Source organism: Gelidimonas diazotrophica, assembly GCF_055694025.1.
In genome coordinates, this window is record NZ_CM146349.1 from 1,940,100 (window position 1) to 1,963,073 (window position 22,974).

A 22,974-nucleotide genomic window follows, 5' to 3' on the forward strand; every position below is an offset into this window, starting at 1 on the left:
GTTTTTATGCCAGCAATAAATTTTTATCTAAGTGCAGCCAGCGCTTGCCAGGTATCGATTACCGTATCCGGGTTGAGCGAAATCGACTCAATGCCCTGTTTCAAGAGCCACTCGGCAAATTCCGGATGGTCTGATGGCCCCTGACCGCAAATCCCGATATATTTGCCTTGCGCGCGGCAGGCGGCGATAGCCTGCGAGATCAAGGCCAGCACGGCAGGATCGCGTTCATCGAAATCGGCTGCCAGCAATTCCATGCCGGAATCCCGATCCAGGCCGAGCGTCAGCTGGGTCAGGTCGTTGGAGCCGATGGAGAAGCCGTCAAAATGCTCCAGGAACTGCTCGGCCAGAATCGCATTCGAAGGCACTTCACACATCATGATGACGCGCAAACCATCCTGACCGCGCTTGAGGCCGTTCTTGCCTAGCAGGCCGATTACTTTTTCAGCTTGCCCCAACGTACGCACGAACGGAATCATGATTTCGACGTTAGTCAAGCCCATTTCGTTACGTACCCGTTTCATTGCGAGACATTCCATTTCGAATGCTTCGGCAAAATCGTCAGCCAGATAGCGTGCAGCGCCACGAAAGCCCAGCATTGGATTTTCTTCGTCGGGCTCGTAACGCGAGCCGCCGATGAGCTTCTTGTACTCATTCGACTTGAAGTCGGACATGCGCACGATCACTGGTTTCGGCCAGAAAGCTGCCGCGATGGTGGCGATTCCTTCGGCCAGCTTGTCGACATAAAAGGCCTTCGGTGAAGCATGGCCGCGTGCCACCGATTCAACCGCTTTCTTCAGCGCAGCATCAATATTCGGATATTCCAGAATCGCTTTTGGATGGACGCCGATATTGTTGTTGATGATGAACTCAAGACGCGCCAGGCCGACACCGGCATTCGGAATCGATTGAAAATCAAACGCCAGTTGCGGATTGCCGACGTTCATCATGATTTTCAGCGGCAATTTCGGCAATTCGCCGCGTGCCACTTCGGTGACTTCAGTTTCCAGTAAACCGTCATAAATCTTGCCTTCATCGCCCTCGGCGCAGGACACCGTGACCAGCGTACCTTCCTTGAGCAATTCGGTTGCATTACCGCAGCCCACTACCGCAGGAACACCCAGCTCACGCGCAATGATCGCCGCGTGACAAGTACGGCCGCCGCGGTTGGTAACAATGGCGGCAGCGCGCTTCATAACCGGTTCCCAGTTGGGGTCGGTCATATCGGTAACCAGTACGTCGCCAGGTTGCACCCGCTCCATATCGGCTGAATCGTGAATCACGCGCACCGGACCGGCACCGATTTTCTGCCCAATCGCACGACCGCTAGCCAATACCGTACCGGTGCTTCTGAGCTTGAAGCGCTGCTGGGCATCGGTCGCTTTCTGCTGCGACTTTACCGTTTCCGGACGTGCCTGCAGGATGTACAACTTGCCGTCACGCCCATCTTTGCCCCATTCGATATCCATCGGACGCTGATAATGATTCTCGATGATGACCGCATATTTGGCCAGTTCCACTACTTCCTGGTCGTTCAGTGAATAGCGGTTGCGCAGTTCGATTGGCACATCCACCGTCCGCACCGAGCGCCCGGCCTTGGCTTCGCCGGTAAATTCCATCTTCAGCAGTTTGGAGCCGATATTGCGGCGAATCACCGGCGATTTGCCCAGTTGCAGCATCGGTTTGTGGACGTAGAACTCGTCCGGATTGACCGCGCCCTGCACCACCGTTTCGCCCAGGCCGTAGCTGGAGGTGATAAAGACCACATCCTTGAAGCCCGATTCGGTATCGAGCGTAAACATCACGCCTGCCGAGCCGAGGTCGGAACGCACCATGCGCTGCACACCGGCAGACAAGGCTACTTCCGCATGCGTGAAACCCTTGTGGACGCGGTACGAAATAGCGCGGTCGTTATACAGCGAAGCGAACACATGTTTCATTGCTTCGAGAATATTGTCGATGCCGACCACGTTCAGGAAGGTTTCCTGCTGGCCGGCAAAAGATGCATCCGGCAAATCTTCAGCGGTAGCCGAAGACCGCACGGCGAACGACATTTCGCTTGCAGAATCCGCCACCAGTCGTTCATAAAAAGTATTAATTTCACTTTCAAGCCGTGGCTGGAAAGGGGTATCGACGATCCACTGGCGAATTTCTGCACCGGCCTGGGCCAAGGCCCGGACATCGTCGATGTTCAAGTCAGACAAACGCTGCGCAATGCGGTCAGCCAAAGTCGCGCTGCCATTTGCGCTATAGGATAGGAAATCCCGAAAAGCCTGGGCGGTAGTGGCAAAACCGCCCGGCACACGCACTCCTGCGTTTGCCAATTGGCTGATCATTTCGCCTAATGATGCATTTTTGCCGCCGACGGAATCGACATCCGTCATGCGCAAATTTTCAAATGAAGCCACGTAAGTGGCCTTCGTAGACACCCCTGTAAGTACTGCGTTGGACATAACAACCTCTAGTTTGATGATAAGAAATCTTCGTGCGCATCGTCATTGATCACTTCTTTTTGTTATTCTTATAAGAGCAACTTGATGCAAGCTAATGTGCAGCATTTTACATGCTGCGATTAGTTTTTATCTGCAGGCATGCTATTTTTAGCACAACCACTCTCTTAAGGCCCCATGCCAGCTATCTCAATCATCCAGCCTACAGCATTCGATCGCACCGTGTTTTTCGTCTCTGATGGTACCGGCATTACTGCCGAGGCTTTCGGCCATGCGGTGCTGACACAGTTCAATCTGCGCTTCAAGCAAGTGCGCCTGCCCTTCATTGACGACCTGGACAAGGCGCATTACGCTGCGGCCAAAATCAATGAAAACTTTGAACAGGAGGGCATGCGCCCGATCATTTTCTCTACGCTAGTCAAGGAAGACCTCTCCAAGATCATTCGCAATACCAAATGCATGTATATGGACCTGATCCAGACCTTCGTCGGTCCGCTGGAACAGGAACTGGGGATCAAATCGACCCACACCATCGGTCGTGGTCAGGACATTGCCAATTCAGAAGCATACAAAAACCGTATCGAAGCGATCAATTTCTCGCTGATCCATGATGACGGTCAGTCGCACAAGAACTTGTCTGCCGCCGATGTGATCCTGGTCGGCGTATCGCGCTCGGGAAAAACCCCGACCAGCCTGTTTCTGGCGATGCAATACGGCATCAAGTCGGCGAACTATCCGCTGATACCGGAAGACTTTGAGCGCGGCAAAATGCCTTCGGCCTTGTTGAAGTATAAATCCAAGATTTTTGGCCTGAGCATTACGCCGGAACGCTTATGCATAATCCGCAACGAGCGTCTCCCTGGCAGCAAGTATGCAGCCCTGGAAAACTGCCGCTTTGAGGTCAACGAGGCAGAAGCGATGATGAAGCGAGAGGGAATACATTGGTTGTCCTCTACCACAAAATCGATAGAAGAGATCTCCAGCACGATTTTGCAGGAACTCAAATTAGAGAAGCGGGTGTACTGAGGAATTCAGAACTGACGCAAAATACTGTTGTTTAGTAGTGCAGGCCTCCGTGCCTGCGGCCCGGTACAGGCACGGAGGCCTGCACTACTGAAATCTAGCGTCTTTGCCTGACTTGCTCAAAAAAGCAGACTGCCGCACTAGCCGCCACATTCAGGGATTCCATCTGACCCAGATGCGGAATCCCGACCTGGTGCGTGGTCAATGCCATCAGTTGATCGGAAATTCCCTGTCCTTCATGACCGAACAGCCAAGCCACAGGTTGCTGTAAATCGATATCGTAAATGGTGGCTTCTGCATGGGAACTGGTCGCCAGCACCGGTATGTTTGCAGATTGCAATAACTGCACCAGATCGACCTCTTCCGCGATACGCAGGTGAAAGTGCGCGCCCATGCCTGCCCGTAATACTTTGGGCGACCAGGCGAAGGCGGTGCCGGCGCTGCAAAAGACATCTGTGATTCCTGCGGCGGCGGCGCTGCGCAAAATCGAGCCGAGATTGCCCGGGTCCTGCAACCGGTCCAGCAGCACCGCGTTGCCGGACAAACGCAATGAGGCGTCATGTGCCGGCGTATCGACCACGAACAGCAAGCCAATGCCATGCTCGACCTGGCTGATGGCTTTGAATAGGGCATCCGGCAGCAAGATGCATTGCGCGCCACCTTCTTCGCAGCGTTGCAGGATCGGCGTGACTTCGTGTTGCGACACGGCGCTATCGCTGACGATGCACAAGGGCGGCGCGCCGACCTGGTCCAGATAAACTTCGCACAAATGGACGCCGTCGAGCAATGTGCGCTGAGTCTTGCGCCGGGCTTGCGAACTGGTCGCCAGCTGTTTGAGTTCCTTGTAAAGGGGGTTGTCGCGTGAAGAAATCGGTTTCATGGATGCTCCACAGCGAGCAATGCGCGCACCGGCGCATACGATTTGCGATGTACCGGCGACACCCCATGTTCGCGCAACCGGGCCAGATGCAAGGCAGTCGGATAGCCTTTGTGCTGGTCAAAGGCGTATTGTGGAAATTGCTGATGCAGTGTGAGCAATGCCGCGTCACGCGCAGTTTTGGCCAGAATCGAGGCGGCCGAGATGGCCGGCACCTTGTCGTCGCCTTTGATAATCGCTTCACAATGCAGAGTCATCACAGGACAGCGATTGCCGTCGATTAAGGCCAGCGTCGGCTGAATAGAAAGCCCTTCGACCGCACGGCGCATCGCCAACATGGTGGCTTGCAGAATATTCAGGCGATCGATTTCCTCCTCGGAGCACTGGGCAATCGACCAGGCCAGCGCACGCTGCCTGATCTGGAGCGCCAGCACCTCGCGCCGCGCCGCCGTCAGTTTCTTCGAATCGCGCAAGCCTTCGATCGGCCGGGCCGGATCGAGAATGACGGCGGCCGCGAATACCGGCCCCGCCAGCGGCCCCCGTCCGGCTTCATCGACACCACACATCAACGTGTTATCAAGTTCAATCGACAACAGGAATTGTTCCAATTTTTGCACGCTGATCACTTTAAAAGGTTTAACGAAAATAATAAAATAGGGAGTATGGTAAAAAACACTGCGAATTCCACATATATTAATTGCGGTATTGAAAATTACAGTATGGTGTATTAATCGCTATCCAGCGTTCATCACCTGCAAGACAGCCTGTGCGCTTTCCTTGGCGGTATTGCGCAACAACGCATGATGCATCTCGGTAAAACGTTGCTGCAAGGACGCTTGCAGGCTGACATCTGTCAATTGCCGCCAGAGCGCATCGGCCAGAGCTTGCGGCGTGGCGGCATCCTGCAATAGTTCTGGCACCAGGAATTCCCGCGCCAGGATATTCGGCAACCCAATCCACGGCTGATATCCCATATGGCGCATGATTTCCCAGGAAGCGCGCATCATCCGGTACGCGATGACCATTGGCTTCTTGAACAGCGCAACTTCCAGCGAAGCGGTGCCGGAAGCAACCAGCACTGCATCGGCCGCCGCCAGCACGGTATGCGACTGACCATCGACCAATTGCAGCGGAACGTCGGCCAAACCGGCTTGCGCCAGCAATTGCACAAAATAATCGCGCTGCTGCGCGCCTGCCATCGGCACCACAAAGCGTAAACCAGGCTCGCGCTGGAGCAGCAATTTTGCCGCGCCGATAAAAGCTTCGGTGTTGTATTTCAATTCCGAGATGCGACTTCCGGGCAAAATCGCCACCACCTTTGCAGTCAACGGCAAATGCAATGCAGCTCTTGCTGCCGCTACATCCGGCAGCAACGGAATCACTTCTGCCAGCGGATGGCCAACGTAGGTAACCGGGATGCCTGCCTTGCGATAAATGGCTTCCTCGAATGGAAACACTACCAGCATGTGCGATACCGCTTTGGCGATTTTCTTGATGCGTCCGCCGCGCCAGGCCCAGATTTGCGGGCCGATAAAATGCACGGTCGGTATGCCGGCGCGCTTTAACTGCATTTCCAGACCGAGATTGAAGCCCGGATAATCGACGCCGATGAAAACCGCCGGCTTTTCAGCCAACAACTGATCGCGCAAAGTGTTCTGGATCGACTTGATCTCGCGATAACGCGGAATCACTTCAAACAGGCCGCGCACCGTCAGTTTCTCCATCGGCCAATCGCTGACAAAGCCCTGCTCGGCCATTTTGACGCCACCGATGCCGTGCATGCGGGCTTGCGGCAGATGCACCCGCAGCCCCGACAGCAACCGGCTCGCCAGCAGGTCGCCGGAACTCTCGCCGGCGACCATCGCGATGGTGGTGTTAATGCTGGTGTTAATGGCGGTGTTAATGGCGGTGTTAATGATGGCTTTAGCGGATGATGCCACGGGAGGACGAGGCAATAAATTCACGCATCAAACGCAAGTATTGCGCGGCTTGCGGGGATTTCGATTCTTCTTCCAGCAGCGCAGACTGGGCCGCGTCGAGTGGCAATCCGGCGCGGTAAATCAATTTATAACCGCGCTTGATTGCCATAATCTGCTCGCTGCTAAAGCCGCGCCGCTTGATGCCTTCGCTATTGATTCCGGCCGGCACCGCACGATTGCCGGCGGCAGTCACGAACGGCGGCACATCCTGGCTGACTGCAGCGGTAAACGCGGTCATTGCATGCGCGCCGATGTGGCAAAACTGATGGACGGTAGTAAAGCCGCCGAGAAACACCCAATCGTCCAGATGCACATGACCGGCCAGCGTCGCATTATTGGCCAAAATGATGTCATTGCCCAACTGGCAATCATGCGCAATATGGACGTAAGCCATGATCCAGTTGTCATTGCCAAGCCGGGTGACGCCGGCATCCTGCGCGGTGCCGCGGTTGAGCGTGCAGAATTCGCGAATCGTATTGCGATCACCGATTTCCAGCCGGGTCGGCTCACCCGCATATTTCTTATCCTGGGGCGCGGCACCGATCGAGGCGAACTGGAAAAAAGTATTGTCGCGCCCGATGCTGGTATGGCCGTCAATCACGACATGCGGGCCGATTTTGGTGCCAGCGGCGATCATGACGTTCGGACCGATGACCGAATATGGCCCGACTTCGACGGAACTATCCAGTTGCGCCTTGGTATCAACCAGTGCAGTGGAATGAATCCCCGCCATTACTGACCCGCAGCCTTGCTAGCATCCGCGGCAGTGCGCATGGTGCACATTAGTTCAGCCTCAACCGCGAGTTGACCATCTACGGTGCCCTTGACTGCATATTTCCAGATGCCGCGCGCCACACGCAGGATTTCAACTTCCATCCTGAGTTGGTCGCCAGGCTCCACCGGCCGCTTGAAACGCGCGCCATCAATGCCGAGGAAATACACGATGGTGTCTTTGTCGGGCTTCATGTCCATCGTCAAAAACGACAGAATCGCTGCAGTCTGGGCCATCGCCTCGATCATCAGCACACCCGGCATCACCGGTTTGTTCGGGAAATGGCCATTGAAGAATTCTTCATTGGCCGTGACGTTCTTGATCGCAGTGATGCGTTTGCCTGCCTCCCAGTCCAGCACGCGATCGACTAGCAACATCGGGTAGCGGTGCGGCAGATATTGTTTGATTTGGTTGATATCTAGGGTTTTCATGATTCTTGACTCTTGTCTGTAAGCGATTTTGTAAGCAATTGCACGGTTTTTTCCAGGTTACGGATTTTCTCCCGCATTGATGTCAGGTTGCGCACGATGGCAGCGGATTTTTCCCAGTCGGCATTCTTGGCCAGCGGATAAAAACCGGTGTACTGGCCTGCCTCCCGGATCGAGCGCGATACCATGCTGGCGGATGAAATATGCACGTTGTCGGCGATGCTCAGGTGACCAAGTACCATTGCCGCACCGCCAAAAGTACAATATTTGCCGATTGTGGCGCTACCGGCCACGCCGACACAGCCAGCCATTGCAGTGTGCGCGCCGATATGGCAGTTGTGACCGATCTGAATTTGGTTATCCAGCTTGACGCCGTTCTCAATGATGGTGTCCGTCAGAGCGCCACGATCGATGCAGGTATTGGCGCCGATGTCAACATCGTCGCCAATGATCACACGCCCCGTCTGCGGAATCTTGATCCACGCCCCGTCTTCATTGGCAAAACCAAAGCCGTCAGTACCGATCACGGCACCGGAATGGAGAATGCCGCGCTGCCCGATTTCACATCCGGCATGGAATGTCACATGTGCAAAAAAATGGGTGCCGGCACCGATTTTGGCGTCGCGTCCAATAAAACAGCCGGCATCAATCACCGCATGGTCGGCAACCTGAGCCCCTGCTTCGATCGTCACATGCGGGCCGATGAATGCGGTCGCCGCAATCGTGGCGCTGGCATCCACATGCGCAGTCGCATTGATGCCAGCTGCCCGCGGATGCGCATTTTCCGCCGCAAACCATTGCGCCGCCCGGGCAAAATATGCATAGGGATTGTCCACCACAATCCGCGCACCCTGATACTCGGGACCGATTGCCGTGGCATTTGAAGCCGATAGAATAATGGCGGCCGCTTGTGTGTGCGCCGCTTGTGTCCGAAGCTTGGGATTAGAGAGAAATGTGATGTGCGACGCGTTTGCGTCATCCAAAGGCGCAATGCCGAACACTTCCGTGTTCGGATCGCCCATCAATTGCCCACCCAAGCGTTCGACCAATGCACCAAGTCGAATGCTCATAGTGGTTTTTTCATGAAATTACTTCTTGTTGAGGATCTTCAGCACTTTTTCAGTGACATCGATACGCGGATTGAAGTACGCAGCATCCTGGAAAATGATGTCGTATTTTTCAGATTCCGCAACCTGCTTGATTGCCTTGTTGGCACGTTCAACCACGATAGCGATTTCTTCATTGCGGCGCAGATTCAAATCTTCGCTGAATGCACGTTGCTTGCGCTGAAAGTCTTGGTCCATATCGCTTAATTCACGCTGACGTCGTATCCGGTCTGATTCGGAAATTACCGCCGAATCCTTGTCGAGTTTTTCTGCCAGAGTTTTGATGCGGCTGGAAGAATCGAGCAATTCTTTCTGACGCTTTGAAAATTCCTGTTCGATTTTTGCTTCAGCCGCCTTGGCCGGGGCCGATTCACGCATCACGCGCTGGGAATTGATCAAGCCGATCTTGGATTCCTGCGCATGCACATTTACGGCCAGGCATAGCAATACAGCGGCAACGATTTTTGATGATGATGTAGTTAGAAACTTCAAGTGCATTCTCCAAGAGTCAAACGACCGGGGCCGTCATAGTATTTAAGTCGTATAAGTTAAAACCCGATTAAAACCCGGTGCCCAGTTGGAATTGGAAGTTCTGCTTCCGATCCGTAGACGTGGCATTTATGGGTTTGCCATAACTTAATTTCAGTGGGCCAATCGGCGATATCCAGCTCAAGCCGATACCGACCGATGTGCGCAAATCCGTAGTACGGATCTTTTGCCCTTCTGCAAACACATTGCCTGCATCAAAAAAAGTAAACCAGCGCAAGGTCCGGTCTTTTCCGGAACCGGGAAATGGAAATTGCAGCTCGGCATTCGCAATCAAGCGAGTCGAACCGCCCAGAGATTCGCCGGTTACGCGATCAACATTGGTTCCGACACCCAATGAGGAGCCTTCATAGCCGCGCACCGATCCGATACCACCGGCATAGAAATTTTTGAATATCGGATACTTCTTGCCGCCTAACCCACGACCGTAATCGACTTCGCCATTCAATGCCAGCGTCATGCTGCTGGTAATCGGCAGGAAATATTGATCCTGATATACCGCACGGTAATACCCTAGTGTGCCGATCGCAGACAACTCCAGGTTGGCACGTTGATAGCGGCCTTTGTTGGGAGCAATCGCACTGTCGCGCCCGTCACGTTGCCATGCAACGGTTAATGGAAATGACGTTGTGCTGGCTTTTCCTATACCGGATGCACTACCGTTATCTTTGACAAATTCTTGCCATCTGTCCGGGCTGCTGGCAAAAGTTTCCACTGCTGTTCGTTCAGCACCGATGCCGAAAAACACTGTATCCAGTTCAGAGAATGGCACGCCGAATCGTATACTGCCGCCCGAGGTTACCACTTTGTAGTCGTATGTATAGGTTTCAGCCGGACGGGTTGTCCGATAAAACAGTTCATAGCTGCGACTGACACCATCCTTGGTGAAGTACGGGTCGGTTTGTGACAATGCTACCGTGCGATTGCGTTTGCTGGTATTGACATCCAGCCCTATCGTATTGCCGGTGCCAAAGGCATTGGCTTGCTGAATGGAACCTGTCAGCGTCAGCTTCTCGCTACTGGAATAACCGGCGCCCAATAGCAAGTTACCGGTCGGCTTTTCCACTACCGCCATGTTGACATCGACCTGATCTGTGCTGCCGGGCACTTCCGGTGTTTCAATATTTACTTCTTTGAAGTAGCCAAGACGATCCACCCGGTCCCGTGAAAGCCGGATTTTGGTGCCGTCATACCAGGCATCCTCAAATTGCCGGAATTCGCGTCGGATCACCTCGTCGCGCGTCTTTGTATTGCCGGCAAGGTTAATGCGCCGAACATAGACGCGCTTACCGGGGTCCAGAAGAATCGTCAGCGCGACTTCCTTTTTCTCGCGATTGATTTGCGGATTGGCATTGACGTTAGCGAAAGCGTAGCCGAAGTTACCCATGCGTTCCGATATTTTTGCAGTGCTTGCCGTCAGTTTTTCGCCTGAATAAACGTCGCCTTTTTTCAAGGTCAGCAGGGAAGCAAATTCCGCTTCGCGGCCAAACATCTGACCCTCGATCTTGACGTCGGAGACGGTGTATTTTTCCCCTTCGTTGATATTGATGGTGATGAAGATATCTTTTTTATCAGGTGTGATCGAGACTTGCGTCGACTCCACCTGCATCTCAATATAACCACGATTCAGATAAAAGGATTTTAGCGCTTCAATGTCGCCTGTCAGTTTTTGTTTCGAATATTGGTCAGCTTTGGTGTACCAGGTAAACCAGCCTGGCGTTGTCAGGTTTAACAGATCAGATAATTCGCTGTCGCTAAACGCTTTATTACCAACAAAATTGATCTGTTTAATGTGGGTAATATTGCCTTCTTCCACTGCAAAAGTGACCGTTACCCGGTTCCGCTCGATCGGTGTGACCGTAGAGGTAATTTGAACCCCATATAAACCCCTGGCAAGATATTGGCGTTTTAATTCCTGTTCGGCACGGTCCACTAAAGCCTTGTCGAAAATGCGTGATTCGCCCAGGCCAATTTCTTTCAACGCCTTGGTCAGCATTTCCTTGTCGAACTCCTTGGTGCCGGAGAACTCCACGCTGGCAATCGCAGGGCGTTCTTCTACCATGATGACCAGCACGTCGCCATCGACTTCAATTCGAACATCCTTGAAGAAACCGGTTGCATACAGAGACTTGATCGCGGTTACACTTTTTTCATCGGTGAAGGTTTCGCCAACACGCACCGGAAGATAACTAAACACAGTGCCGGCTTCAGTACGCTGGATTCCTTCTACGCGTATATCTTTTACCTTGAACGGTTCAATCGCCAGCGCTTGTCCGGAACACAGGGCAAAAACGGCAATAGCGAGTAGATTTCGGCGAAAAACAGGAATGGAAAAACGCTCAGAATATAATTTCATTGGGTACCGATTATGAATACTTTTTGTTTTGCGAGTGCCCGTTAGGCAAGATCATCATCAACTCAGGAAATAAGGCGCACGATATCATTGAAGACAGCGACAAGCATCAATGTCATCAAAATACCCATCCCGGCCCGTTGGGCAATTTCGCCAAAACGTGCAGAAACAGGGCGTCCGGTAAAAACTTCCACGAAATAATACAACAAAAGTCCACCGTCCAACACCGGGATCGGTAGCAAATTCATCACACCCAGGCTGATGCTGATGAATGCGATAAAACTGATATAGCTGACAATGCCAATGCGTGCAGTCTGACCTGCATAGTCGGCGATGGTGATCGGGCCAGTGATGTTTTTCAGGGAAACCTCGCCCACCAACATCTTTCCGAGCATTTTGAGCGACAGTACGCTAGTGTCCCAAGTACGGTTGGCACCCTTGATAATTGCATCAATCGGTGTCGCGCGCACGGTGACCATGGCTGGGATCATGGAAACTTCTGCCTTGATCTTGCCAATGATCCGGCCGCCTTGCGGTTGCCCTTCCGGGGTAACGGTTGCAGCGAAATCGCGTCCGGCTCTTTGGCCCGTCAACTTCAGTGATTTATTGGCAGAATTGCGCAACATATCTATTAAAGCCAATCCATCGACTACAGGTTTTCCATCGACGGCCTGGATTAAATCTCCCTCTTGCAGTCCGCCTTGCATGGCGGGGCCATCAGGCATAATTTTCCCCAAAACGGCAGGCGGCATTGCAAGCGAAATACCTAACCCGCCTAAAAAATCACCTTCCAGATCCTCCGGCGTCAAGCTATCCAAAGGCACGGTAATAGTGCTTAACAACGTTCCTTTGGGATCTGCCGGGTCGGCCGAACTAACGTCGAGCTTGGCGGCGCTCTTATCGATGGCTAACTGCACTATTCTCCAGCGCAAGTCAGACCATAACTCTATTGCCTCGCCATTGACTGCCGTGACACGCTCTCCACCGCGCAAACCGGCCTTGTATGCAACCGATTGCTCGGGAACAACCCGAATGTTGGCAACAGGCTCTGGAATGCCATATGTATAAAGTGAAGCGAATAACAGTATGGCAAGAATAAAGTTGGCAATGGGCCCGGCTGCAACTATGGCAATGCGCTTCCAAACGTTCTGGCTGGTGAATTCGCGCTGTTTATCCTCGGGAGCCAAGGTATCCAAGTTCTGCTCCCGAGCATCCAGCATTTTCACGTAGCCGCCCAGAGGCAATGCTGAAATCACCCATTCGGTTTGGTCTGCACCGAAACGGCGCGAAAAAATCACTTTGCCCATTCCGACTGAAAAACGCAACACTTTAACCCCGCACAGGCGGGCAACCAAAAAATGTCCCAGCTCATGGAAGATAACAAGTGTCCCAAGGGCAAAAACAAAAGCAATCAGCGTTTGTAGTAAGTTCATGAGTTCATGTAGCCGGTGGCGATTCTGCGAGCCTCGAAATCCTGCTCCAGCAAGCCTTCGATACTGTCCACCTGGAAGTACGGCAATGCATCCATTACGCGCGCAATCAGTTGGTCTATCATACGAAATCCGGTACGCCCATCCAAAAATCCCTGGACCGCAACTTCATTGGCTGCGTTCAAAATTGCCGGTGCCGAACCGCCTGCATGCAAAGCGTCAAATGCCAGTCTGAGACAGGGAAACCGATTGAAATCCGGTTTTTTGAAATCCAGCTGCCCGATACTAGTCAGATCGAGAGGCGCCACGCCGGACGCAATACGCTCTGGGTAAGCCAGAGCATGTGCAATGGGCGTGCGCATGTCGGGATTACCTAACTGTGCGAGGACAGAGCCATCGACGTATGAAACCATGGAGTGAACCACACTTTGTGGATGAATTACTACCTCGATCTGATCGGCTGAAGCGCCAAACAGCCAGTGCGCTTCGATCACTTCCAGTCCCTTGTTCATCATCGTAGCTGAATCAACCGAAATTTTCCTGCCCATGACCCACTTTGGATGCGCAACGGCTTCTGCTGGCGTCACGACATCCAGTGTCTCGACAGGCCGATTCAAAAATGGGCCGCCAGATGCTGTTAGCAATATCTTGGCAACGCCCTGCCCGGATTGTCCGCGGAGGTAATTCTTCGGAAGGCATTGGAAAATCGCATTATGCTCGCTGTCAATCGGCAGCAGTGTGGCTCCATTCAGCCGCACCGCATCCATGAAGAGCTGGCCAGCCATCACCAAGGCTTCCTTATTTGCCAGCAGTATTTTTTTACCGGCCCGGGCTGCTGCCATTGTAGGCACCAAACCGGCAGCACCCACGATTGCAGCCATGACAACATCACAATCTGGATCGGAAGATACCGCTGCCAGCGCGTCGGGTCCAAATTCGACCTGCGTTTTCAGATCTTTTTGTCGCAACTGCTGCGATAAAGCTTGTGCCGCCTGCGCTGACCCGACCACTGCTATGCGCGGCTTGAATTGTTCACACTGCCGGTACAGTGCATCAACACTGGTATGCGCGGTCAACGCATGTATAGAGTAACGATCAGGATGCCGCGCAACCACATCCAGTGTTGATGCGCCAATGGAACCGGTAGAACCGAGAATGGTAATTCTTTGCATAATTTCTATTCCAACACCAATGCTATAGCCATACATTTATCAGTACGGCTAGCGGCAAAACAGGGATTAAGGCATCAATCCGATCCAGCACGCCGCCGTGGCCTGGCAGCAGATTGCTGCTATCTTTCATGCCGGCACGTCTTTTAAGTTGCGACTCAAACAGGTCGCCAACCACACTGGCTGCAACCAAAAATGTCATGCATGCCATTAAGCTTACAAGCCCCCAACGGTCATGTGATCTTACTAAGCTTGCTGCAAAAGTATCGTGCATTGCCGGGAAGCGGGTCGAAATGAACGCTGCCAGCATGACTGCAATCCAGCCACCGAGTGCCCCTTCCCAGGTTTTTCCCGGAGAAATCGATGGCGCCAATTTGTGCCGGCCAAACGTTTTACCGGAAAAATAGGCTCCAATATCCGCAATCCAGACAATCGCCATAACAGAAAGCAAAAAAAGTGGAGAGTGTTGAAATGCGGCAACAATCGCAACAAAGCATCCAAGAATGGCAATACTATAAAAACCGGCCAGGAATCGACCACGAACACTTTGCAAAGGAGGCAAACCATTTGCCAGTAAGGGCGTAAACACCAGTAGCCAGAGTGCTACGCAGGATGCGAACAATAACGTCGCTCCGCTTGCATTACCACTCAAAAGAATGGATGCGAATACGAAGGTCCAGAATGCTGCGATAACTAGTGGGTAAGCGTTGTTGCACAGACGAAAATTTTCCCATGAAGCTGCTGCAAAAAAAATCGTGGCAATTACCGCAAATGCAAGAAAATTATTCAAAAACAAAACCGGCAGCAGCACCGCCAGCAGTATCAGTGCTGTAAGTACCCGCACTTTAAGCATCAGGAGACCTTTTTATTTTCAAACAACTGTTCGCTTGTGCGCCCAAAACGGCGCTCGCGCTGTTGATAAGAGGCGATCGCCTCATCTAGTTTCTTTGAATCGAAATCGGGCCAAAAAGTCTCGGTAAAATATAGTTCCGTATACGCAAGCTGCCACAATAAAAAGTTCGAAATACGCTGCTCGCCGCCAGTGCGAATGAACAGATCAGGTTCTGGCGCATACGCCATTGCCAGATGTGGCGCCAACTGATCTTCGCTAAATTCGGTTGCATCGGGATGCAGCGCCAGCATTTTGTTGACGCCCTGCATCACATCCCATCGACCGCCGTAATTAGCGCATATTGTGATGGTCAGACGCGTGTTTGCTGCCGTTTTTTTTTCGGCTTGAAAAATCTTGTCCTGTAGCTTGGCTTCAAATCGACTAAGATCACCCACTACTTTAAGCCGAATACCATTCGCATGCATCCGGGAAACCTCCCCGTCCAGTGCAGTAATGAATAAGCGCATCAAAAGCGATACCTCATCCGCCGGACGCCGCCAATTTTCGGAACTGAATGCAAACAGGGTCAAGTACCCAACCCCACGTTCAACACAAGCCTCTACGATGTTTCGGACAGTTTTGACGCCTTTGACATGCCCAGCCACACGCGGCAAAAAACGTTTGGTAGCCCAACGGCCATTACCATCCATAATTATGGCTATATGATTAGGCACCGCAGACACTACCGGCACTTGTTGAGTCGAACTCGATTGTGTCATGATTTCATGGGGGAAATAAGATAGTCTTGTCGTAAGGAAAAGCTGTTTTTAGTTATACCGTCAAGATTTCTTTTTCTTTTTCGGCTACCAATTTGTCAACATCCGAGACAAATTTATCCGTCAGCTTTTGTATCTCATCCTGAGCGCGACGCTCGTCATCTTCCGAGCACTCTTTATCTTTCAGTATTTTTTTCAGCGCTTCGTTGGCGTCACGGCGTATGTTGCGAATGGCTATCTTTGCATCTTCCGCTTCATTTTTTGCCAATTTAACCATTTCCTTGCGACGTTCTTCCGTCAAGGCAGGCGTCGGTACGCGAATCATATCGCCCTGCGTCGATGGGTTCAATCCGAGATCGGATTCACGAATCGCCTTTTCAACCACCGCCACCATCTTTTTTTCCCAGGGTTGGACGCCTATGGTGCGGGCATCGATCAAAGTCACATTCGCCACTTGCGTCAACATGGTAGGGTTGCCATAGTAATCCACCTGGATATGATCAAGAATTCCAGGATGCGCGCGGCCGGTCCGCACTTTAGCCAAATCAGCCTTTAACGCCTCAATGGATTTCTGCATTTTTTGATCGGTATTTTTTTTGATGTCAGGTATGGTCATCTGCAATTCTTTTTTCAAAGGTTAAATCTTATTCTATTTCCACTGCAATCGCGAACACGAATGCAGAACCTCAACCGCGCAAAATAAAATGCACGGTTAGGGTAGAAATGGAATTAAACGTGAACCAGCGTGCCCTCGTCTTCACCCATAATTGCGCGCATCAATGCACCAGGCTTGACTATCGAGAACACTTTTATCGGCAATTTTTGATCGCGGCATAAAGCAAAAGCAGTTGCATCCATTACCTGAAGACGCTTTGCAATTGCCTCGTCAAAGGTGATTGTGGAATATCGTACTGCGTTCGGATCTAATTTAGGGTCGGCGGTATAAACGCCATCAACCTTGGTAGCCTTCAGCACAATTTCAGCGCTGATTTCAGACCCTCGCAATGCCGCGGCAGTATCGGTGGTAAAAAATGGATTGCCGGTACCTGCAGCGAATACCACAATTTTCCCCTCTTCCAGATATTGAAGGGCCTTGGGGCGGACATACGGTTCGACCACTTGTTCAATACTGATGGCCGACATGACGCGGGCGGTAATTCCGGCTTGACGCATGGCGTCAGCTAGTGCAAGAGCGTTCATGACCGTCGCCAGCATGCCCATATAATCGGCGGTGGCACGATCCATGCCTTGCGCACCCGGCGCCACACCACGGAAAATATTGCCGCCGCCGATAACAATCGCTAATTCGACCCCCATACTGGCCACTTCAGCCACATCCGCGACCATGCGCTCAATCGTGGCGCGATTAATGCCATAGGCATCATCACCCATCAGTGCTTCTCCGGATAGCTTTAGGAGGACACGCTTGTAGGCAGGTTTTGTCATGAGCTGATTTCCTTTTGGTTGTCCGGATAATTATTTATCGGGTTACTAAACTCTCATTTTGAGAATACCGACAATTGAACCATCGAGTGGAGTGCGCAACATTTACTGCTGCCGGCTGTTGTCAGCCAGTCTAAAAAAACGGGCCTTTCGGCCCGCTTATTTTCGCTTAAGCCTGTTTGGCTGCGGCGACTTGAGCCGCAACTTCTGCCGCAAAGTCATCTTGCTTTTTCTCAATGCCTTCACCGACCACATACATCGCGAATGATTTCACGTTTGTATTTGCAGCTTTCAACATTTGTTCAACGGTTTGCTTGTCGTTCTTTACAAAAGGCTGATTGAACAAAGATACTTCTTTCAAGTACTTTTGCACCGAACCTGCAACCATTTTTTCAGTGATTTCAGCGGACTTACCGGATTCGATTGCTTTTTGTGTTGCGATCGAACGCTCTTTCTCGATCATATCTGCCGGCACTTGGTCCGAAGACAAGGAAACTGGCTTCATTGCCGCGATGTGCATGGCAACGTCCTTGCCGACTTGCTCGTCAGCGCCCTCAAATTCAACCAGGACACCGATCCGCGTGCCATGCAGATACGATGTCAGCTTGACAGGTGTTTCAAAGCGAACGAAACGACGAATCGACATGTTTTCACCGACACGGCCAATCAGTGCTGAGCGGAATTCTTCGACTGTTTGCGCACCCATCGGCAGCACCGACAAGGCAGCGACATCGGCTGGATTGTGTTCTGCAACCAGTTTGGCACAGGCATCTGTAAAAGCGATGAAATCATCATTTTTAGTAACGAAGTCGGTTTCGCAATTCACTTCGATCATGGCGCCCACGCCACCTGCAATATGCGTGGTCACTACACCTTCAGCTGTAATCCGGGAAGCGGCCTTGGATGCCTTGCTACCTAGCTTGACGCGCAGAATGTCTTCTGCTTTCGATATATCGCCATCGGCTTCGGTTAATGCTTTCTTGCACTCCATCATTGGAGCGTCGGTTTTTGCACGTAATTCGCCAACCATTGCTGCGGTAATTGCTGCCATGTAGATCTCCTAACTCAATTCACGTCCTATGGGACGTCGATATTCGTTATATGTTCAAAAAAATCGCTCAAAAAAAGGGGCGAACATTGTTGCCCCTCTTTCCCAACGACTGAAAAATCAGAAGAAGGGCTTATGCCTGCTCGCTGACCTCGACGAATTCATCGCCGTTGCCGGCCTTGATGGCTGCAACCACATTGTTGTCTGCATTGGCACGGCCTTCCAGGATTGCATCTGCCACACCGCGGGCATACAGCATGATCGCTTTGGAAGAATCATCATTACCAGGAATGACATAGGCTACGCCTTCAGGCGAGTGGTTGGTATCAACCACAGCGATTACAGGAATGCCCAATTTCGCGGCTTCAGTGATTGCACCCTTGTGATAACCGACGTCGACGATAAAAATCGCGTCCGGAATGCCGCCCATATCCTTGATGCCGCCAATCGATTTTTGCAGTTTGATCATTTCGCGTTCAAACATCAGCGCTTCTTTTTTGCTCAATTTTTCGACCGAACCATCGGCAATCATGCCTTCCATGTCTTTCAGGCGCTTGATGGAGGTCTTGATTGTTTTGAAGTTGGTCAGCATGCCGCCCAACCAGCGCTGGTCTACATACGGAACACCGGCGCGCTGGGCTTCAGCGGCGATGATGTCACGGGCCTGGCGTTTGGTGCCAACCATCAGGATGGTGCCGCGGTTTGCCGACAATTGGCTGATATGCTTCATTGCCTCCTGGTACATGCCAAGAGTCTTTTCCAGATTGATAATGTGGATTTTGTTGCGGTGACCGAAGATGAACGGCGCCATCTTTGGATTCCAGAAACGGGTTTGATGGCCAAAATGGACGCCGGCTTCCAACATTTCACGCATAGTAACGGACATAAATATCTCCAGGGTTAGGTCTGGAATCCGGTCAGCCACCTCATTTTGAGGCACCCTTTGTCGAGCGGATTCGCGATTTTTCAAAATCTAGCTATTTGTAAAATAAGCTAGCCGGGCATTTTACCCTGATTTCCAGTTATCTTTCAAGCGCGCCTTTTCTAAAAACGCACCAGGAATCAAAGACCACGCGCTGTAAAGCAGCCCTCGCCTGACAATTCGTTTGAAGTGAAACATGTCGGAAGTTGGAATCTCAAATCAGATCCAGCCATAGTCAATTGGCAGATCGGAATTCCATACCGTGTTTTCAATTGATGCCCTTCCGATCATCGGTATCGCGCAACGACAAACGGCGTCAGTGTAAAAACTGACGCCGTTTTTATTTTAGATTCTTTACCGTGACATCCATCGCCAACGCCAACAACAGGCCATCCAATCCATTGACTGCTCTTTTCTTGCCTTCGACATAAAAATAACTAACTAAAAAATACGGGGGTATAGTCATAAAAATAAACATTCCCGCATATATCTAATGCGATTTTAAAAATACACTACCTGGTATATTTTTTATGCGGTAAGACGTAATTCATAGCGCCGGCCGCTTACGGCCTGACCGCCGCCTTCAGCGGTTATCCTGTCGCGTTGACAACCAACGCGCAGCGCGCTCCATCCATGTCCCGTGAAAAAATTCTCATCCTGTCCGGCTTGCTGCTGATCGTCATCATGGCGATTTCGTTTGGCAATGCGTATGACCGTGCCACCTGGCTGCTGGAAGTGGCGCCGGTGCTGATCGCATTGCCGCTGCTGACAGCGACTTACCGCCGTTTTCCGTTGACGGGTCTGTTGTACGGCCTGATTTTCGTGCATGCGCTGGTGTTGATCGTGGGCGGCACTTATACCTACGCACGGGTGCCGTTCGGTTTCTGGATGCAAGACGTGCTGGCGCTGGAGCGCAACCCGTACGACAAGATCGGGCATTTCATGCAGGGCCTGGTGCCGGTGCTGATGACGCGCGAGATCCTGCTGCGCGGCTCTTATGTGTCCGGGCCCAGGATGACGGATTTTCTGTCTGTCTGCGTGGCACTGGCGATCAGCGCCTTTTATGAGCTGATCGAGTGGTGGGTGGCGCTGGCGATAGGGCAGGATGCCGACGCCTTCCTCGGCACCCAGGGCGATCCGTGGGATACCCAGTCGGACATGTTTTTGGCGATGATCGGGGCGCTGGCAGGTCTGGCGCTGCTGTCGAGATTGCAGGATCGGCAAATGCGCTTGCTTACTTTAAATCGGACTTGATGTGGCAGTGCTTGAATACTGTTCAAACGCCGCCAGCGCATCGGCCGCGTACATCAGCGATGGACCGCCTCCCATGTAGACCGCCATGCCCAGGGTTTCTTCGACTTCGGCGCGGGTTGCGCCGAGTTTGACCAGCGCCTGCACATGGAAGCCGATGCAGGCGTCGCAATGGGCGGCAATGCCGAGCGCCAGCGCCAGCAATTCCTTGGTTTTCTTGTCGAGCGCGCCGTCTTTGGTGGCGGCCTGAGCCAGCATGCCGAAGGCTTTCATGACTTCCGGCGTATCGATGCGCAATTTGGCGAGAGATTCGGAGACGGATTGGGTGATATCGCGATAATTTTTGGCCATTCTTGATCCTTAGGAAACTGAAACCAGCGGTCTGTCCGATGCTGGATTGCAGACAAGATTAAAACATAAATATCATATTTGTTTAGCAGCGCGGCTTGCCGGCGCCTGCCTTGGACGCAAGTAAGGCAGGAGTATAGCCATAAACATTGGCATTCCCGCATATATTCAATGCGGCTTTTAAAATACACTTAATAGTATATTTTTCAGTCATGGCAGGCGAACAGGTACGTCCACTTCCCACCGCACGTTTATTTTGGCCACAACACCATCTGGGTGCAGCGAAACAGCGCGATGGTTTTGCCGGTTTCGCTGGTGACGGTGGCGTCCCAGACCTGGGTGGTTTTGCCGAGGTGAACCGGGCTTGCCTTGCAGCGGATGACGCCGTCGCGGGCGGTGCCGAGGTGGTTGCTTTTGAGTTCGATCGTGGTGAAGCTTTGCGCGCCTTGCGGCAGGTTGGCGATGCAACCGTAGCCGCAGCAGGTGTCGGCCAGCACCACTACTGAGGCGGCGTGCAGATAACCGTTGGGGGCCAGATGATGCTGCTTGATCGTCATTCTGGCGTCAACCCCTTCATTATTGACACTGAGGATTTCTACTCCGAGGTGGCCGGGCAGATAGGATTCTTGCATGTCGTTGAAGTGGAGCGCGTCTGTAGTCATGGCTTTAAATAAAAATGGCTGGACGATCATTTTTACATGAATACGCTGGTCACGGCTGCGCCCATGATTTCCCTCTCCCCCGACCCCTCTCCCACAAGTGGGAGAAGGGAGAAAAATACGTCGCTACGCGACTTTCACATTATCGAAAACCGGCCTGCGGCCAGTCCAGCACGAATAACGCGCCGTAAGCGATTTGGTGCGCGCTGCCGGCGGCAACGGCGGCAATGTCTTCCATCGACCGGCCCGGTTGGCAAGCCAGCGATAGGCGAATGATGCCGGCATGGCACAGCACGATTGCGGATTCAAACGGCAAGCGCGCCAGATCGGCATAAAAGGCGTGTACCCGCGTGACCACCTGCAGCACGCTTTCGCCGCCGCCGGGGCGATAGTGGGTCAAGTCTGCAGCCCAGGCGTCGATTTCATCCCGCGCAATTGCATCCCAGGCGCGCATTTCCCAGGCTCCGAAATCCATTTCCGCCAGGCGCGCATCGAACTGCGGCGCAGCAGCGCCGCGTGCACCGGACAATCGCTGCGCCAGCGTCGCGCAACGCAATAAAGGACTGCTGAAGATCGGCGTCGTCGGCGGCAACGCTTGCAGTTGCGGCAGCAATGCCGCCAGCGTTGTGGCTTGTTCCTGGCTGGACACCGTCAAGTCGCTGCGGCCGTAGCACATATCAAGCGCACCTTCTGGTCGAGGATGACGAATCAGATAAATGCGCATGACCTCGTTTTTGCTCCTGTTTCTGCTTACACCACGACGGCCAGCAGGCCGAGATAAAACGCGACTTCGGCCACTTGCTGCACCGCGCCCAGGCAATCGCCGGTGTAGCCGCCGATACGCTGGACGAACTTGCGCGCAAGAAAAACCGTTGCCAGCGCCGCACAGATTGCGCCGGCCAGCAGCCCTTGCCACGCGATCCTGCCTAACCCCAGCGCGATGGCCGCCGGCAGTGCAACTGTCAGCGCTGCAATCAAAAATTCGGCAGATGACATTTCTTGTGCCAGCGGCTTGGCCTTGCCTTCTGCCTTTGCGTACTTCAGCCGCCAAATCAACGTAGTCGCCAACAGGCGCGACAAAGTGTGTCCCAGCAGCAGCGCAATCACGACACTCGCGCCTGGCAGGCTGGAGAGCAGCACGCATTTGAGCGCCAGCAACAGCGCGATGCCGATTGCGCCGTATGCGCCGACGCGGGAATCCTTCATGATTTCCAGCACCCGCTGCTGCGTGAGGCCGCCACCAAAGCCGTCACAAACATCGGCGAAACCGTCTTCATGAAAAGCGCCGGTCAGATAAATGCCGGCGATGGTCGACAACAGCACCGCCACCGCTTGCGGCCACAGCAGCGCCGACAACGCATACACGGCGGCGGCAACTGCCGCCACCACCCAGCCGACAGCCGGAAAATAGCGCACCGCGTGCTGCAACCAGGCGGACTCGAACCCGACCCAGCGCGGAATCGGTATGCGCGTGAAAAATTGCAGCGCGATAAAGAACAGCCGCAACTGATGCAGGCAGCGATTAATCAAGCCTGGCGGCTGGTATGCAGTGGATGGCATCGGAG

The 22,974-nt window shown here is 52.8% G+C and carries 24 protein-coding genes; 2 read left to right on the plus strand and 22 right to left on the minus strand.

The genetic code is table 11. The features are described 5' to 3' along the window. Window positions 1–23: 23 nt before the first annotated feature. The gene (ppsA, locus tag KGFNPO_RS08975) at window positions 24–2,450 is read right to left on the minus strand and encodes a phosphoenolpyruvate synthase (protein WP_472630967.1); all 2,427 of its coding nucleotides are present in this window, start codon (window positions 2,448–2,450) and stop codon (window positions 24–26) included. A gap of 174 nt (window positions 2,451–2,624) precedes the next feature. Between ppsA and ppsR the strand changes: the two genes are divergently transcribed. After that, complete coding sequence (gene ppsR, locus KGFNPO_RS08980) at window positions 2,625–3,473, plus strand: posphoenolpyruvate synthetase regulatory kinase/phosphorylase PpsR (RefSeq protein ID WP_472630968.1); 849 nt, start codon at window positions 2,625–2,627, stop codon at window positions 3,471–3,473. Window positions 3,474–3,567: 94 nt separating this feature from the next. Here the strand turns inward: ppsR and KGFNPO_RS08985 are convergent, their stop codons facing one another. From KGFNPO_RS08985 to KGFNPO_RS09065, 17 genes are all read right to left on the minus strand, one after another. After that, complete coding sequence (locus tag KGFNPO_RS08985; RefSeq protein WP_472630969.1) at window positions 3,568–4,350, minus strand: TrmH family RNA methyltransferase; 783 nt, start codon at window positions 4,348–4,350, stop codon at window positions 3,568–3,570. Further along, on the minus strand, window positions 4,347–4,913 hold the full coding sequence (rnhB, locus tag KGFNPO_RS08990; protein WP_472634433.1) for a ribonuclease HII: 567 nt from the start codon (window positions 4,911–4,913) through the stop codon (window positions 4,347–4,349). Before rnhB ends, KGFNPO_RS08985 begins: the two co-directional genes overlap by 4 nt. Before the next feature lie 168 nt (window positions 4,914–5,081). Continuing rightward, window positions 5,082–6,239 carry a lipid-A-disaccharide synthase gene (gene lpxB, locus KGFNPO_RS08995; RefSeq protein ID WP_472634434.1) on the minus strand — a complete coding sequence of 386 codons (1,158 nt, stop codon included), beginning with the start codon at window positions 6,237–6,239 and terminating at the stop codon, window positions 5,082–5,084. A 31-nt stretch (window positions 6,240–6,270) separates the two neighbouring features. Next, window positions 6,271–7,059: an acyl-ACP--UDP-N-acetylglucosamine O-acyltransferase gene (gene lpxA, locus KGFNPO_RS09000; RefSeq protein WP_472630970.1), complete on the minus strand. Its 789-nt coding sequence runs from the start codon at window positions 7,057–7,059 to the stop codon at window positions 6,271–6,273. Next, window positions 7,059–7,529: a 3-hydroxyacyl-ACP dehydratase FabZ gene (gene fabZ, locus KGFNPO_RS09005; protein WP_472630971.1), complete on the minus strand. Its 471-nt coding sequence runs from the start codon at window positions 7,527–7,529 to the stop codon at window positions 7,059–7,061. The genes lpxA and fabZ overlap by 1 nt, the downstream gene beginning before the upstream one ends. Further along, complete coding sequence (lpxD, locus tag KGFNPO_RS09010; RefSeq protein ID WP_472630972.1) at window positions 7,526–8,596, minus strand: UDP-3-O-(3-hydroxymyristoyl)glucosamine N-acyltransferase; 1,071 nt, start codon at window positions 8,594–8,596, stop codon at window positions 7,526–7,528. The genes fabZ and lpxD overlap by 4 nt, the downstream gene beginning before the upstream one ends. A gap of 18 nt (window positions 8,597–8,614) precedes the next feature. Then, window positions 8,615–9,130: an OmpH/Skp family outer membrane protein gene (locus KGFNPO_RS09015; protein WP_472615745.1), complete on the minus strand. Its 516-nt coding sequence runs from the start codon at window positions 9,128–9,130 to the stop codon at window positions 8,615–8,617. Window positions 9,131–9,191: 61 nt separating this feature from the next. After that, window positions 9,192–11,534 (minus strand): outer membrane protein assembly factor BamA, encoded by a 2,343-nt coding sequence (gene bamA, locus KGFNPO_RS09020; RefSeq protein ID WP_472630973.1) that lies wholly within the window; start codon window positions 11,532–11,534, stop codon window positions 9,192–9,194. A 62-nt stretch (window positions 11,535–11,596) separates the two neighbouring features. After that, window positions 11,597–12,964 carry an RIP metalloprotease RseP gene (gene rseP, locus KGFNPO_RS09025; protein WP_472630974.1) on the minus strand — a complete coding sequence of 456 codons (1,368 nt, stop codon included), beginning with the start codon at window positions 12,962–12,964 and terminating at the stop codon, window positions 11,597–11,599. Further along, complete coding sequence (gene ispC, locus KGFNPO_RS09030) at window positions 12,961–14,133, minus strand: 1-deoxy-D-xylulose-5-phosphate reductoisomerase (protein ID WP_472630975.1); 1,173 nt, start codon at window positions 14,131–14,133, stop codon at window positions 12,961–12,963. Before ispC ends, rseP begins: the two co-directional genes overlap by 4 nt. Before the next feature lie 22 nt (window positions 14,134–14,155). Beyond that, a complete protein-coding gene (locus KGFNPO_RS09035; protein WP_472630976.1) occupies window positions 14,156–14,983 on the minus strand; it encodes a phosphatidate cytidylyltransferase in 828 nt (275 codons plus the stop codon). Beyond that, complete coding sequence (gene uppS / locus KGFNPO_RS09040) at window positions 14,983–15,741, minus strand: polyprenyl diphosphate synthase (RefSeq protein ID WP_472630977.1); 759 nt, start codon at window positions 15,739–15,741, stop codon at window positions 14,983–14,985. The genes KGFNPO_RS09035 and uppS overlap by 1 nt, the downstream gene beginning before the upstream one ends. A gap of 52 nt (window positions 15,742–15,793) precedes the next feature. Next, window positions 15,794–16,354, minus strand: coding sequence for a ribosome recycling factor (gene frr, locus KGFNPO_RS09045; protein WP_472634435.1), 561 nt, complete (start codon window positions 16,352–16,354; stop codon window positions 15,794–15,796). A gap of 113 nt (window positions 16,355–16,467) precedes the next feature. Beyond that, window positions 16,468–17,184, minus strand: coding sequence for a UMP kinase (gene pyrH / locus KGFNPO_RS09050; protein WP_472630978.1), 717 nt, complete (start codon window positions 17,182–17,184; stop codon window positions 16,468–16,470). A 166-nt stretch (window positions 17,185–17,350) separates the two neighbouring features. After that, the gene (tsf, locus tag KGFNPO_RS09055) at window positions 17,351–18,232 is read right to left on the minus strand and encodes a translation elongation factor Ts (RefSeq protein WP_472630979.1); all 882 of its coding nucleotides are present in this window, start codon (window positions 18,230–18,232) and stop codon (window positions 17,351–17,353) included. Window positions 18,233–18,362: 130 nt separating this feature from the next. Then, a complete protein-coding gene (rpsB, locus tag KGFNPO_RS09060; protein WP_472630980.1) occupies window positions 18,363–19,115 on the minus strand; it encodes a 30S ribosomal protein S2 in 753 nt (250 codons plus the stop codon). A 376-nt stretch (window positions 19,116–19,491) separates the two neighbouring features. After that, window positions 19,492–19,617: a hypothetical protein gene (locus KGFNPO_RS09065; protein ID WP_472630981.1), complete on the minus strand. Its 126-nt coding sequence runs from the start codon at window positions 19,615–19,617 to the stop codon at window positions 19,492–19,494. A gap of 167 nt (window positions 19,618–19,784) precedes the next feature. Between KGFNPO_RS09065 and KGFNPO_RS09070 the strand changes: the two genes are divergently transcribed. Then, complete coding sequence (locus KGFNPO_RS09070; RefSeq protein ID WP_472630982.1) at window positions 19,785–20,405, plus strand: DUF2238 domain-containing protein; 621 nt, start codon at window positions 19,785–19,787, stop codon at window positions 20,403–20,405. Here the strand turns inward: KGFNPO_RS09070 and KGFNPO_RS09075 are convergent. The 4 genes from KGFNPO_RS09075 to KGFNPO_RS09090 all read right to left on the minus strand — a co-directional run bounded on the left by KGFNPO_RS09075 (window position 20,391) and on the right by KGFNPO_RS09090 (window position 22,969). After that, entirely contained in the window at window positions 20,391–20,753 is a 363-nt protein-coding gene (locus KGFNPO_RS09075) for a carboxymuconolactone decarboxylase family protein (protein ID WP_472630983.1), read from the minus strand. The two genes, KGFNPO_RS09070 and KGFNPO_RS09075, sit on opposite strands and share 15 nt — an antisense overlap. A 248-nt stretch (window positions 20,754–21,001) precedes the next feature. Beyond that, window positions 21,002–21,412, minus strand: a complete 411-nt coding sequence (locus tag KGFNPO_RS09080) for a PaaI family thioesterase (RefSeq protein WP_472630984.1) — start codon at window positions 21,410–21,412, stop codon at window positions 21,002–21,004. 139 nt (window positions 21,413–21,551) lie between these two features. Further along, entirely contained in the window at window positions 21,552–22,133 is a 582-nt protein-coding gene (locus tag KGFNPO_RS09085) for a histidine phosphatase family protein (RefSeq protein WP_472630985.1), read from the minus strand. 26 nt (window positions 22,134–22,159) lie between these two features. Further along, complete coding sequence (locus KGFNPO_RS09090; RefSeq protein ID WP_472630986.1) at window positions 22,160–22,969, minus strand: adenosylcobinamide-GDP ribazoletransferase; 810 nt, start codon at window positions 22,967–22,969, stop codon at window positions 22,160–22,162. Between the last annotated feature and the right edge of the window lie 5 nt (window positions 22,970–22,974).

Bases quoted from the DNA above. Each gene is read 5' to 3' on its own strand.
- KGFNPO_RS09075 (WP_472630983.1), bottom strand. From the start codon at position 20,753: ATGGCCAAAAATTATCGCGATATCACCCAATCCGTCTCCGAATCTCTC.
- KGFNPO_RS09070 (WP_472630982.1), top strand. From the start codon at position 19,785: ATGTCCCGTGAAAAAATTCTCATCCTGTCCGGCTTGCTGCTGATCGTC.
- fabZ (WP_472630971.1), bottom strand. From the start codon at position 7,529: ATGAAAACCCTAGATATCAACCAAATCAAACAATATCTGCCGCACCGC.
- rnhB (WP_472634433.1), bottom strand. From the start codon at position 4,913: ATGTGTGGTGTCGATGAAGCCGGACGGGGGCCGCTGGCGGGGCCGGTA.
- lpxA (WP_472630970.1), bottom strand. From the start codon at position 7,059: ATGGCGGGGATTCATTCCACTGCACTGGTTGATACCAAGGCGCAACTG.
- lpxD (WP_472630972.1), bottom strand. From the start codon at position 8,596: ATGAGCATTCGACTTGGTGCATTGGTCGAACGCTTGGGTGGGCAATTG.
- KGFNPO_RS09090 (WP_472630986.1), bottom strand. From the start codon at position 22,969: ATGCCATCCACTGCATACCAGCCGCCAGGCTTGATTAATCGCTGCCTG.
- KGFNPO_RS09015 (WP_472615745.1), bottom strand. From the start codon at position 9,130: ATGCACTTGAAGTTTCTAACTACATCATCATCAAAAATCGTTGCCGCT.
- tsf (WP_472630979.1), bottom strand. From the start codon at position 18,232: ATGGCAGCAATTACCGCAGCAATGGTTGGCGAATTACGTGCAAAAACC.
- KGFNPO_RS09080 (WP_472630984.1), bottom strand. From the start codon at position 21,412: ATGACTACAGACGCGCTCCACTTCAACGACATGCAAGAATCCTATCTG.
- bamA (WP_472630973.1), bottom strand. From the start codon at position 11,534: ATGAAATTATATTCTGAGCGTTTTTCCATTCCTGTTTTTCGCCGAAAT.
- frr (WP_472634435.1), bottom strand. From the start codon at position 16,354: ATGACCATACCTGACATCAAAAAAAATACCGATCAAAAAATGCAGAAA.
- rseP (WP_472630974.1), bottom strand. From the start codon at position 12,964: ATGAACTTACTACAAACGCTGATTGCTTTTGTTTTTGCCCTTGGGACA.
- KGFNPO_RS08985 (WP_472630969.1), bottom strand. From the start codon at position 4,350: ATGAAACCGATTTCTTCACGCGACAACCCCCTTTACAAGGAACTCAAA.
- uppS (WP_472630977.1), bottom strand. From the start codon at position 15,741: ATGACACAATCGAGTTCGACTCAACAAGTGCCGGTAGTGTCTGCGGTG.
- rpsB (WP_472630980.1), bottom strand. From the start codon at position 19,115: ATGTCCGTTACTATGCGTGAAATGTTGGAAGCCGGCGTCCATTTTGGC.
- KGFNPO_RS09065 (WP_472630981.1), bottom strand. From the start codon at position 19,617: ATGACTATACCCCCGTATTTTTTAGTTAGTTATTTTTATGTCGAAGGC.
- ispC (WP_472630975.1), bottom strand. From the start codon at position 14,133: ATGCAAAGAATTACCATTCTCGGTTCTACCGGTTCCATTGGCGCATCA.
- KGFNPO_RS09085 (WP_472630985.1), bottom strand. From the start codon at position 22,133: ATGCGCATTTATCTGATTCGTCATCCTCGACCAGAAGGTGCGCTTGAT.
- pyrH (WP_472630978.1), bottom strand. From the start codon at position 17,184: ATGACAAAACCTGCCTACAAGCGTGTCCTCCTAAAGCTATCCGGAGAA.
- KGFNPO_RS09035 (WP_472630976.1), bottom strand. From the start codon at position 14,983: ATGCTTAAAGTGCGGGTACTTACAGCACTGATACTGCTGGCGGTGCTG.
- ppsR (WP_472630968.1), top strand. From the start codon at position 2,625: ATGCCAGCTATCTCAATCATCCAGCCTACAGCATTCGATCGCACCGTG.
- ppsA (WP_472630967.1), bottom strand. From the start codon at position 2,450: ATGTCCAACGCAGTACTTACAGGGGTGTCTACGAAGGCCACTTACGTG.